15 protein-coding genes are annotated in these 11,330 nt (G+C 62.4%); all 15 read left to right on the top strand.

Going from position 1 to position 11,330, the window contains the following annotated elements:
- Positions 1-199: diguanylate cyclase domain-containing protein (locus AC3B8H_RS13890; protein WP_488442142.1), on the top strand; the 199-nt coding region annotated here is incomplete at its 5' end.
- 144 nt (positions 200-343) lie between these two features.
- Positions 344-2,407: a glycogen debranching protein GlgX gene (glgX, locus tag AC3B8H_RS13885; RefSeq protein ID WP_488442141.1), complete on the top strand. Its 2,064-nt coding sequence runs from the start codon at positions 344-346 to the stop codon at positions 2,405-2,407.
- Positions 2,408-2,606: 199 nt separating this feature from the next.
- Positions 2,607-3,299 carry a class I SAM-dependent methyltransferase gene (locus AC3B8H_RS13880; RefSeq protein WP_488442140.1) on the top strand — a complete coding sequence of 231 codons (693 nt, stop codon included), beginning with the start codon at positions 2,607-2,609 and terminating at the stop codon, positions 3,297-3,299.
- Between the two features lie 10 nt (positions 3,300-3,309).
- The gene (locus AC3B8H_RS13875; protein ID WP_488442139.1) at positions 3,310-4,491 is read left to right on the top strand and encodes a beta-ketoacyl-ACP synthase; all 1,182 of its coding nucleotides are present in this window, start codon (positions 3,310-3,312) and stop codon (positions 4,489-4,491) included.
- Positions 4,488-4,922, top strand: coding sequence for a hotdog family protein (locus tag AC3B8H_RS13870; RefSeq protein ID WP_488442138.1), 435 nt, complete (start codon positions 4,488-4,490; stop codon positions 4,920-4,922). The genes AC3B8H_RS13875 and AC3B8H_RS13870 overlap by 4 nt, the downstream gene beginning before the upstream one ends.
- Positions 4,915-5,640, top strand: coding sequence for a 3-oxoacyl-ACP reductase FabG (fabG, locus tag AC3B8H_RS13865; RefSeq protein ID WP_488442137.1), 726 nt, complete (start codon positions 4,915-4,917; stop codon positions 5,638-5,640). The genes AC3B8H_RS13870 and fabG overlap by 8 nt, the downstream gene beginning before the upstream one ends.
- Entirely contained in the window at positions 5,637-6,860 is a 1,224-nt protein-coding gene (locus AC3B8H_RS13860; protein WP_488442136.1) for a beta-ketoacyl-ACP synthase, read from the top strand. Before fabG ends, AC3B8H_RS13860 begins: the two co-directional genes overlap by 4 nt.
- Positions 6,861-6,877: 17 nt before the next feature.
- Entirely contained in the window at positions 6,878-7,237 is a 360-nt protein-coding gene (locus AC3B8H_RS13855; RefSeq protein ID WP_488442135.1) for a hypothetical protein, read from the top strand.
- Between the two features lie 37 nt (positions 7,238-7,274).
- Positions 7,275-7,838 carry a GNAT family N-acetyltransferase gene (locus tag AC3B8H_RS13850; protein WP_488442134.1) on the top strand — a complete coding sequence of 188 codons (564 nt, stop codon included), beginning with the start codon at positions 7,275-7,277 and terminating at the stop codon, positions 7,836-7,838.
- A gap of 8 nt (positions 7,839-7,846) precedes the next feature.
- Positions 7,847-8,515 (top strand): beta-ketoacyl synthase chain length factor, encoded by a 669-nt coding sequence (locus AC3B8H_RS13845; RefSeq protein WP_488442133.1) that lies wholly within the window; start codon positions 7,847-7,849, stop codon positions 8,513-8,515.
- Entirely contained in the window at positions 8,500-9,294 is a 795-nt protein-coding gene (locus AC3B8H_RS13840) for a lysophospholipid acyltransferase family protein (RefSeq protein ID WP_488442132.1), read from the top strand. Before AC3B8H_RS13845 ends, AC3B8H_RS13840 begins: the two co-directional genes overlap by 16 nt.
- On the top strand, positions 9,284-9,538 hold the full coding sequence (locus tag AC3B8H_RS13835) for a phosphopantetheine-binding protein (protein WP_488442131.1): 255 nt from the start codon (positions 9,284-9,286) through the stop codon (positions 9,536-9,538). Before AC3B8H_RS13840 ends, AC3B8H_RS13835 begins: the two co-directional genes overlap by 11 nt.
- Positions 9,538-9,786 (top strand): acyl carrier protein, encoded by a 249-nt coding sequence (locus AC3B8H_RS13830; RefSeq protein WP_064027499.1) that lies wholly within the window; start codon positions 9,538-9,540, stop codon positions 9,784-9,786. The genes AC3B8H_RS13835 and AC3B8H_RS13830 overlap by 1 nt, the downstream gene beginning before the upstream one ends.
- Before the next feature lies 1 nt (position 9,787).
- Complete coding sequence (locus AC3B8H_RS13825) at positions 9,788-10,330, top strand: COG4648 family protein (RefSeq protein ID WP_488442130.1); 543 nt, start codon at positions 9,788-9,790, stop codon at positions 10,328-10,330.
- A 3-nt stretch (positions 10,331-10,333) separates the two neighbouring features.
- A partial coding sequence (locus tag AC3B8H_RS13820; RefSeq protein WP_488442129.1) for an AMP-binding protein occupies positions 10,334-11,330 on the top strand: 997 nt, incomplete at its 3' end.

Here is an 11,330-nt window from a genome sequence, read left to right as displayed (position 1 = left end):
CATCGATGCGGTGATTCAGCGGATTCAGGCCCGTATCGATGCGCCGTTTTGTTACGAAAACCAAGTCTATCCGTTTTCGGCAAGCATAGGCTCGGCGCACTTTCCGGAAGACAGCGACGAAATCAACCGCTTGATCGAAATTGCCGATTTGAGAATGTATCAGGTCAAGCAAAACCACTATCGCAACGCCCTGGTTTGAGCATCGACGCCATCTTCCCGTTGTCGGCCGATCTGCGTCAGGCAGTCGCAAAACCCTAGGCTTCGTCCAGTTTTCTGAATTTCTCCTAAACTTCCGGTCAGGGATCTTGGTTCGGGAATCCCACGTCATCGGGAGTTTTGCGTCATGAACGGCAAAATCAACACTGGCAGCTCCTATCCGCTAGGCTCCACGTTACGGCCGGGTGGCGCTAATTTCAGCGTGTACGCCAAGAATGCCGCCTCGGTCGACTTGCTATTGTTCGATACGGCGGATGCCGACCAGCCCAGCCGCATCCTGCCGCTGAACCCGGCGCGCAACCGGACCTTTCATTACTGGCACATCCATGCGCCTGACATTCAAGCCGGTCAGCTCTACGGTTATCGGGTGAACGGACCCCACCACCCGGAGCGCGGCCTGCGTTTCGACCCGGAAAAACTGCTGCTCGATCCCTATGCGCGCGGGGTCGCGGCCGGCGCGAATTACGATCGTCAGGCCGCCTGCCGGCCCGGCGTCAATTGGGGGGCGGCGATGAAAAGCGTTGTCGTCGATTACCGGGGTTACAACTGGGAAGGTGACGCGCCGTTGCGCAAACCGTTTCGCGGTAGCGTGATCTACGAAATGCACGTGCGCGGTTTCACCCAGCACGCCAACTCCGGCGTTCCCGCCGACAAGCGCGGTACCTACGCCGGCGTAATCGAGAAAATTCCGTATTTAAAGGATTTGGGTGTCACCGCCGTCGAATTGCTGCCAGTGTTTCAATTCGATCCGCAAGACGCGCCGCCGGGACTGAGCAATTATTGGGGTTATTCGCCGGTCTCGTTTTTCGCGCCGCATTGCGGTTACAGCTCCGATTCGGCGCCGCTGGCGGCGATCGCCGAGTTTCGCGACATGGTAAAAGCCCTGCACCGGGCCGGGATCGAAGTCATTTTGGACGTGGTGTTCAACCATACCGCCGAGGGCGATCAACGCGGCCCAATGTTTTGTTTCAAGGGCCTAGCCAACGACGTCTACTACATCCTCGATGCCCAAAACGGGGGATATACCAACTACGCCGGCACCGGCAACACCTTGAAGGCCAACCATTCGGTGGTGCGGCGCCTGATCCTGGACAGTTTGCGCTATTGGGTCACCGAAATGCACGTGGACGGCTTTCGCTTTGATTTGGCGTCGATTTTGTCGCGCGACGAAGAAGGCCGGCCGTTTCCGAATCCGCCGATACTCTGGGACATCGAAACCGATCCGGTTTTGTCCGGCAGCAAATTGATTGCCGAAGCCTGGGATGCGGCCGGCTTGTACCAGGTCGGCTGTTTCATCGGCGATTTTTGGAAGGAGTGGAACGGTCAGTTTCGCGACGACATCCGCGATTTCTGGCGCGCCGCGCCGGGCAGCGTCGCCAAATTGCCCAACCGGTTGTTTGCCAGTCCCGATATTTTTGCCGCCGAGCGGCGCGAACCCGAAACCAGCGTCAATTTCGTGACCTGCCACGACGGCTTCACGCTCCACGATTTGGTGTCGTACAACAACAAGCACAACGAAGCCAATCGAGAAGGCAACCGCGACGGCTGCGACAACAATCTCAGCTGGAATTGCGGTGTCGAGGGGCCAACCGACGCCGCCGACATCAACACGCTGCGCAAGCGCCAGATCAAGAATTTCCTGGCCTTGACCCTGCTTTCCGCCGGCACGCCGATGCTGACGATGGGTGACGAAGTCTGCCGCAGCCAGTGGGGTAACAACAATGCGTATTGCCAGGATAACGAGCTCAGTTGGTTGGATTGGTCGTTGCACGACAAACACCCCGACATCCACCGCTTCGTCAAACTGCTGATCGAGTTGCGCGGCTTGCTGTATACCTGGAAGGAGTCGCAAGCCACGTTGAATCTGTTTTTTCAACAGCTGTATATCGAGTACCACGGCGTCAAGTTGCATCAGCCCGATTGGGGACGGGATTCGCACGGCTTGGCGATTCTGATCGCCAAACTGCAGCGGCCGTATCTGATTTATTTCATTTTCAACAGCTACTGGGAAAGCCTGGCTTTCGAATTGCCGCGGAGTCACCAAAACGCCCCGTTGCAATGGGCGCGCGTTATCGATACCGCGCTGGCGTCGCCGGACGATTGCGTCGGCGCCGACGCGGCGGTCGCGGTGGGCGAATACGTTTATCGGGCGCAAGCCCGATCGACGGTGATGTTGCTGGCGAAGATCTAAACGGCCGGAACACTTGGCGCGCAACCGGCCGTGTGCGGCATTCGGCCGGAATCCGCTTATAATGCCCGGCGATTTAACCGTTTCGCGCGGCAAATTTCAGTTCATCCCGGCTCGCCGCTCGGATGAGGCGCGGTCATTTTAACCGCGACGATGCTATTTTTTCCGCTTGCTAACCGACCCCGACCGCCGCGTTGCTCACATGACTGTCTCCCAAACCCACTGGATCAAGGAAAGCGCCTTCGGCATCTGGTTTTTGAACACCGAAACCTGGCGCAAGCGGGTGCTGCGCGTGGCGATCGCCGATTTGCGGCGTTTGATGCCGGTATTCCCGGCGGCGCCGACGATATTGGATGTCGGTTGCGGCCGTGGTAACTCGTTCGCGCTATTGGCCGAGGCGTTCGCGCCCAGCCGTATCGCCGCGGTCGAAATCGACGCCGCGCTGTTGGCCGATGCCCAAGGCCAAGCCGGCCGCTGCGCTTGTCCGGTGACGGTCAGCCTTGGTAACGCCGAGCGGCTGCCGTATCCGGATGCCGGCTTCGATATCGTGTTTTGCCATCAGAGCTTTCATCACATCGTCCGCCACCCGGAAGCGATGCGCGAGTTTTATCGGGTGTTAAAGCCCGGCGGCCAGTTGTTGTTTGCCGAGTCGTGCAAGCGATTCATTCATTCGCTGCCGATACGCTTGCTGTTTCGCCATCCGATGGCGGTGCAAAAGACCGCCGACCAATATCTGCGCTTGATTCGCGACACCGGTTTTCGGGTCGATGCCGAACGGATTTCAACCCCGTATTTGTGGTGGAGCCGGCCGGATGCCGGTGCGCTGGAATGGTTCGGATTGCCGCTGCCGAGCCGTCCGGAACCGACGCTGCTGAATCTGGTGGCCGTGAAATAGCGCCGCGCCGATGAACCTCTACCTTAACGACGCGGCGATATTGTGCGCGCTGGGCCAGCAGCGCGAAGAGATCCTGCAATCCCTGCTGAGCGGGAATCGCGCCGGCTTGCGGGCCAGCGACGAGTTCACGCCGGGCCGGCCGCTGTATCTGGGCCGGGTCGCGGCCGAATTGCCCGAATTGCCGGATGCGTGGGCCGCCTATCGCTGCCGCAACAATCGAATGCTGTTGGCCGCCGCCCGCCAACTGGAAACCACGCTATCCGCGATGGCGGCGCGCTTCGGCGCCGACCGGATCGGCGTGGTGCTGGGTACCAGCACCTCCGGCGTGCGCAACAGCGAATTGGCTTTGCAAGCGCTGGCCGCGACCGGCGCGCTTCCGGCCGGTTTCCATTACAAGCAGCAACAAATGGGTGCCGGCGCCGATTTTCTGGCCGGCTATTGGGGGTTGCGCGGGCCGTGTTACACGGTGTCGACCGCCTGCTCGTCCAGCGGTAAGGCGATATTGTCGGCCCGGCGCCTGCTGGAACTGGACTTGTGCGACGCGGTGCTGGTCGGTGGCGCCGATAGCCTGTGCGGTTTGACCGTCAACGGTTTCGCGGCTTTGGAATCGGTCAGTAAGGGATTGTGCCGGCCGTTCGGCGCCGGGCGGGACGGCATCAATTTGGGCGAGGCGGCCGCGCTATTTGTATTGAGCCGCGAGCCGGGACCGGTGGCCCTGCTGGGCGCGGCGGCGACCAGCGACGGCTACCATTTTTCCGCGCCGGACCCGTCCGGCGTCGCGGTCGCTGCCGCGATGCGGCGGGCGCTGGAGCAAGCTGGTCTGGCGCCGGCGCAAGTCGATTACGTCAATCTGCACGGTACCGCGACTCCATTGAACGACGCGATGGAAAGCCGGGCGGTGCATCAGGTATTCGGCAGCCGCGTGCCGGTCGGTTCCAGCAAGGGCATGACCGGCCACGCATTGGGCACGGCGGCGGCGCTGGAACTGGGATTTTGCTGGTTGTTGTTGACCGGCGCCGATCCGGCCGGCGCGCTGATTCCCAACGTCAACGGCACCGACGACGATCCGGAATTGCCCCAGCTGAACTGGTTGCGGCCCGGTCAAACGCTGGGCCGGCCGGTCACGGTGTGCCAGAGCAATTCGTTTGCGTTCGGCGGCAGCAATGTCTCGATTGTGGCGGCGCGGGCATGAGCGGGTTCGACACGCCGATCGCCGAGCTGTTGCCGCATACCGGCGCGATGGTGCTGCTGGATCGGCTGTTGCGTTTCGACGAGGCCGGGGTCGCCACCGCGTTAACGGTGCGCGGCGACGGCTGGTTGTTCGGCGATGCCGAGCGGGTGCCGGCCTGGGCCGGTATCGAATACATGGCGCAAACTGTCGGCGTTTACGCCGGACTGAAAGCCCGGCAGGCCGGCGAGCCGATCCGGCTGGGCTTTTTGCTGGGCACCCGGCGCTATCACAGCAACGTCGATGGTCTGCCGGTCGGCGCCCGTCTGACCGTGGAAGCCGCGAAAATTCTGCAAGAAGGTCAATTGGGAGTTTTCGAATGCCGGATTCGCGGCGACAATATCGACATTTCCGCCACCCTCAACGTTTTTCAACCTGACGATTTAAATGAATGACACCGTGTTAGTGACCGGTTCCAGCCGGGGCATAGGCCGCGCCATTGCCCTGTACCTGGCCGGGCAGGGTTACGATTTGGTTTTGCATTGCCGTAGCCGGCACTACGAAGCCGAAGCCGTTGCGGCCCAAATCGCCGGGCTGGGCCGGCAGGCCCGCATCCTGCGGTTCGACGTGGCCGACCGCGCCGAATGCGCGGCGGTATTGAACGCCGACATCGACCAGCACGGCGCCTATTACGGCGTGGTTTGCAACGCCGGCATCGCCGCCGACAACGCGTTTCCGGCCCTGACCGGCGAGGAATGGGACAGCGTGATTCACACCAATCTCGACGCTTTTTACAACGTCTTGCAACCGCTGGTGATGCCGATGGTGCGCCGCCGCAAACCCGGCCGCATCGTCACGTTGTCGTCGGTATCCGGCCTGATGGGCAATCGCGGGCAAGTCAATTACAGCGCCGCCAAGGCCGGCATCATCGGTGCCACCAAGGCCTTGGCGCTGGAGTTGGCCAAGCGCGAGATTACCGTCAATTGCGTGGCGCCGGGCCTGATCGCCACCGACATGATAGACCAACTGCCGCTGGACGAAATCAAGGGTTTGATTCCGGCCCGCCGGGTCGGCCGGCCCGAGGAAGTCGCGGCGACGGTGGCGTTTTTATTGTCCAAGGACGCGGCCTACATCACCCGCCAAGTAATTTCGGTCAACGGAGGCCTGTGTTGAAACGCGTGGTGGTGACCGGCATGGCCGGGCTTTCGCCGATCGGCAACGATTGGGAGACCATATCCGAACATCTGCAGGCCCACCGCACCGGCATACGCACCATGCCGGAGTGGGACGTTTATAACGGACTGAATACTCGCTTGGCCGGGCCGGTGGAGTTCGAGCGGCCGGCGCACTATTCGCGCAAGCAAACCCGGTCGATGGGGCGGGTGGCGCTGATGGCGACGCTGGCCACCGAATGGGCGTTGCAGGATGCCGGCTTGTTGTTTCATCCCTGTCTGGACAGCGGTCAAACCGGCATCGCCTACGGCAGTTGCGCCGGCAGTTACGATGCGATCGCCGATTTCGGCAACATGCTGATCAACCGCGCCACCGACGGCCTGAATGCGACCTCCTATATTCGGATGATGGCGCACACCGCGCCGGTCAATATCGGCTTGCATTTCGGGATCAACGGCCGGGTTTACACCACGACCAGCGCCTGTACCTCTGGCAGCCAAGGCATAGGTTATGCCTATGAGGCGATCAAATTCGGCCGCCAGCAAGTGATGGTGGCCGGCGGCGCCGACGAGTTGTCGGCTTCCGAGGCGGCCGTGTTCGATACTTTGTTCGCGACCAGTTTGCGCAACGACCATCCCGAGCAAAGCCCGCGCCCGTTCGACCGCGACCGCGACGGCTTGGTGATCGGCGAAGGCGCCGGCACCTTCATTCTGGAAGACCTGGAGCACGCCCAAGCGCGCGGCGCGCGCATTTACGCGGAAGTGGTTGGTTACGGCACCAATTCCGACGGGCTGCACGTCACCCAACCGGACAGCGCCAGCATGGAAACGACGATGCGGTTGGCGCTGAGCGACGCCGGTTTGGAGCCGGAGGCGATCGGCTACGTCAGCGCCCACGGTACCGCCACCGAACATGGCGACATCGCCGAAAGCCGCGCCACTCGCGCGGTGTTCGGCGGGCGGATGCCGATCAGCGCATTGAAGAGTTTTACTGGGCATACCTTGGGTGCCTGCGGCGCGCTGGAAGCCTGGGCCGCGATCATGATGATGCGCGAAGGTTGGTTTCATGCCACCGCCAATTTGGATGCCGTCGATCCGGCTTGCGCCGAACTCGACTATATTCAGGGCAGTATTCGCTTGCTGACTTGCGAATACGTGATGAGCAATAACTTTGCGTTTGGCGGCATCAACACCTCGTTGATTTTCAAACGCTGGTCTTAACTTCAATAGGAGACGACATGAAACGATTAATCCCGTGGTTCGCGGCCCTGATGCTCTTGGCCGGCTGCTCGACGACCGGTCACTTTAAAGTGCCGGAAGGCTCGCAACTGTATCTGTACAAGCGGCCGGAGCCGGTGCAAATCAAAGCCGACGGCGAAGTTACCACCAAGCCCTATTTCTGGACCGCGGCCGGCATGCCGCCGGGCGGCGGCATTCCGTACAAACTGGAGAAAAACGGCAAAGTGTTGAAGGAAGGCAAGCTCAGAGCCAAGTTCCGGGTGGTTTCGATTTTCTGGCCGCCGTTCGCGATCATCTACTGGCCGATTGGCTTGAACCCGGACATCACTTACGACTTGATCAACGACAAGCAAGAGTGACGACGGTACGCCCGATCGGCAGCGAACGAGGGCGGGGATGACCCAAGTCCACAGCCTCGCCACTGCCCGGTTGATATTGCGGCAGTGGCGGGACGCCGACCGGCCGGCGTTCGCCGCGCTGAACGCCGATTCCCGAGTGATGGCGTACCTGCCGCAAAGTCTCGACCGGGGCGCCAGCGACGCCTTGGCCCAGCGCTTGCAAGCCTTGATCGCCGAACGCGGCTGGGGTTTCTGGGCGGTGGAACGGGCCAACACTGGCGAGTTCACCGGCTATGTCGGTTTACACGAACCCGCCACCCGCCACGACTTCGCGCCTTGCGTCGAAGTCGGCTGGCGCTTGGCTTATCAGCATTGGCGGCAAGGTTACGCCAGCGAGGCGGCCCGCGCCGCGTTGGCATTCGGCTTCGACTGTTTAGCGTTAAAAGAAATCATCTCGTTCACTGCACTGGACAACGTTCGCTCGCAAGCGGTGATGCGGCGCTTGGGCATGCGCCGCGACCGCGAATTCGATCACCCGCTGCTGCCGCCAAGCAGCCCGCTACGGCGGCACGTGTTGTACCGATTGGCCGACGCGGATTGGCGCCGGCGTTCAGCGGTTTAAGCGAAATCATGGCACTCGATTTCACGATTCGCGGCTGGCACGCGGATTTAAACCCGGCCGATGGCTCGGCGCCGCGCCAAGTTCCGAAAAGTTTGCTGCGACGCTTGAGCCCGTTGGCGCGCCGCGCATTTCGAGCAATCGAAGGCTGTATCGCGCCCGGCGAGGCCTTGCCGGCGGTATTCAGCTCCAGCCACGGCCAAATCGCCGATTCGCTGGCTTTGCTTCAAACCCTGCAAGCAGGAGAGGACTTGTCGCCGGCCGGCTTCAGCTTGTCGGTACACAATGCCATCGCCGGCCTGTATGCGATGGTTTACGCCCACCGGCTGGAAACGGTGGCCTTGGCGCCCGGCGCGGGCGGACTGGGGCCGGGCTTTATCGAAGCCTTGGGGCTGCTGGGCGAAGGCCATCCGGAAGTGTTGCTGGTGTTTTACGACGAACCACTGCCCGAATTTTATCCGGTAGCCGGCTATCGGTTGTCGGCGCCCGGCGCGGCCTTGGCGCTGCGCTTGGCGGGCGGCGGGGCGGGGCTGGCCTGCCGTTTCGAACGGCTGGTCGAGCCGCGCGGCGACGGCGAGCAGCCGCTGCAATTGCCGGCCTTGATCGAATTCCTGTCCGATTCCCGAGCCGAACTGCGTTTGGGCGAAAACGGCCAAGGCTGGTTATGGCAAAAGCGCTGATTCGCTACTTGGATTACGCTTGGCGGTTATTCGCCACCGCGCTGAGTTTCGCGGTGTTCGGCATCGGCGGCATGTTGTTGTGGTGGCTGGTATTGCCGGTGCTGGCGTTGCGGCCCGGCGCGCCGGCCGCCAAGCAACGCCGGGCGCAATACGCGGTGCATCTGAGCTTCTACGCCTTTATCGGACTGATGCACCGGCTGGGTGTGATGACTTACCGGATCGAAGGCCTGGAGAAGTTGAATCGGCCCGGCCAGTTGATCGTCGCCAATCACCCGACGCTGGTCGACGTGGTGTTTTTGCTCAGCCGAATTCGACACGCCAGTTGCATCGTCAAGGCCAGCCTGTGGCGCAATCCGGCGATGCGCGGACCGATCTTGCATGCCGGCTACATCAGCAACGCCGATTCGCAAGCGATGCTGGATGCCTGCACCGAACGTCTGCGTGAAGGTGGTTGCTTGATCGTATTTCCGGAAGGCACCCGCTCGGTGCCGGGCCGGCCTTACCGGTTTCAGCGCGGCGCGGCGGCCTTGGCCTTGCAGGCCGATTGCCTGGTCACGCCGGTGGTATTGAGCTGCCGCCCCAGCACGCTGACCAAGGCCGAGCCATGGTATCGCATCCCGGCGCGGCGCTTTGCGCTTACAATGCAGGTTGGCGACCCGATCGACCTTGGCGTATTTCGGGCGATCGAACCGCGTTCGATCGCGGTGCGGCGGTTGACCGAAGCCCTGCAGGATTATTTTAGCGAACGACGAATGAACGATGAACACGATGGAAACTGAATTAAAACGCTTGATTATCGACACGCTGGCCTTGGAGGATGTCGATGTCGCCGACATTGACAGCGAAGCCGCGCTGTTCGACGGCGGCCTGGGATTGGATTCGATCGACGCGCTGGAGTTGGGCGTGGCGATTCGCAAGCGCTACGGCGTCAAGATCGACGCCGAACAGCAGGATGTCGCGGCGATCTTTGCGTCGGTGGCCTCGCTGGCGCGCTTTTTGGCGACGGCCGGGAGCGCGGCATGATGCAAACCCGTGAAGACATTTTGGCGGCGATCCGCGACATCATGGTCGAAATGTTCGAAATCGACGCGGCGGCCATCGTCCCGGAAGCCAAACTCTACGAAGATCTGGATTTCGACAGCATAGACGCGGTGGACATGATCGTGCGACTGAAGGAAGTCACCGGCAAAATGGTCAAGCCGGAGGATTTCAAAACCGCCCGCAGCATCGGCGATGTGGTCGAGGCCGTCCATCGTTTGTTGCAGGAGTAGCATGTCGCGCTGGTTCAACGCGGCGGTCGGCATGTTGATGCTGCTGTATCCGGCGGCGGTCTATTTCGGCCTTCGCTATGTGGAACCGCGCTGGATCGCGGCGGCGTTGGCCGGATTGCTGGCCCTGCGCCTGGCCTTGGCCGGTCAACGCTGGATACGGCAGGCGGCTTGGGCCGGTTTGGCCTTCGCGGCATTCGCGGTCTGGAGCAATCAGGTGCTGACCCTGCGTTTCTACCCGGTTGCGGTCAACGCCGCGATGCTGGTTATCTTCGGCCTCAGCCTGCTGCGCCCGCCCAGCCTGATCGAGCGGCTGGCCCGCTTGCAAACCCCTGATTTGCCCGCCGCCGGCGTGGTGTACACCCGCCGGGTAACCGTGGTGTGGTGCGGCTTTTTCGTGCTGAACGGCGCGGCGGCGCTGGTGACCGCGTTGTACGCCAGCTTCGAGGTCTGGAGCTTGTACAACGGCTTGATCGCCTATCTGTTGATGGGGCTGCTGTTCGTCGGCGAATACGGCGTCCGCCGCCGGGCCGCTTGGCGGGGTTAAGCCGTGACGCTGGCTTTGGAGACGGCCGACGACGACCGGCCGGTGGCTTGGCACCGCGGTCTATGCATTACCCGCGGCGATTTCCGGCTGGCGGTCGCGGTCCGGGCCGAGCGCTTCGCCGCCGAATCCCACCTGCGTTACGGCTTGTACTGCCAGGATGCCTATCCGTTCGCGGTGTTGTTGTTCGCGTTATGGCAAGCCGGCAAACAGGTCTGGCTGGCGGCGAATAATCGGCCCGACACCGGCGCCTTGCTGGAAAGCGCGGGTTGCCGTTTGCTCGGCGACTGGCCGTCGCGGGACCTGAGGGTGGCGGATTTCGACACAAATCGGCATCAAGCACGCGGCGCGGTGGAAGCCCGGCAGGCCGGGTCCGCCGATTTCAGCCGGCCCTGGGCCGCTTGGCGGACCTGGGCGAGCGGAAGCGATCGCCAACCGCCGGCACTCGCCTTGTTTACCTCCGGTTCGACCGGTGCCGCTAAACCCATTTTTAAAAGCCAACGCCAATTGTGGCGGGAAGTCGCCGGTCTGGAAGCGCGGTGGGGCAATCTGCTCGGGGCTTGCCGGGTGGCCGGCACGGTCGGCCATCAACACATTTACGGCCTGTTGTTCCGGGTGCTGTGGCCGTTGGCGGCCGGGCGGAGCTTCGCCAGCGAAACCGCGTTGGATGCCGCCGGCTTGCCGGAAAACGCCTGCTGGATCGCCAGCCCGGCTCATTTGAAGCGCTTGGACGGCGAATCTGCTTGGGCCAAGATCGGCCGATTCCCGGCCGTCTTCAGTTCCGGTGGCCCGCTGCCGGCCGATGCCGCCGAGCGCTTGGCGGCGCGGGCCGGGCGGGCGGCGTGGGAAGTCTATGGTAGCAGCGAGACCGGCGGCATCGCCTGGCGGCAATATCCGGACAGCGTTTGGAGCGTGTTCGCCGGCCTGACCTTGAGCGCCGACGGCGAGTTGTCCTCTCCGTATTTGCCGGATTCCCAAGCCTATCCGCTGGACGACGGCGTGG

This window comes from Methylomonas sp. BG-2 (genome assembly GCF_057766305.1).
Note: the sequence above shows the minus strand (reverse complement) of the source record. Positions and strands in the feature narration are given on the sequence as shown.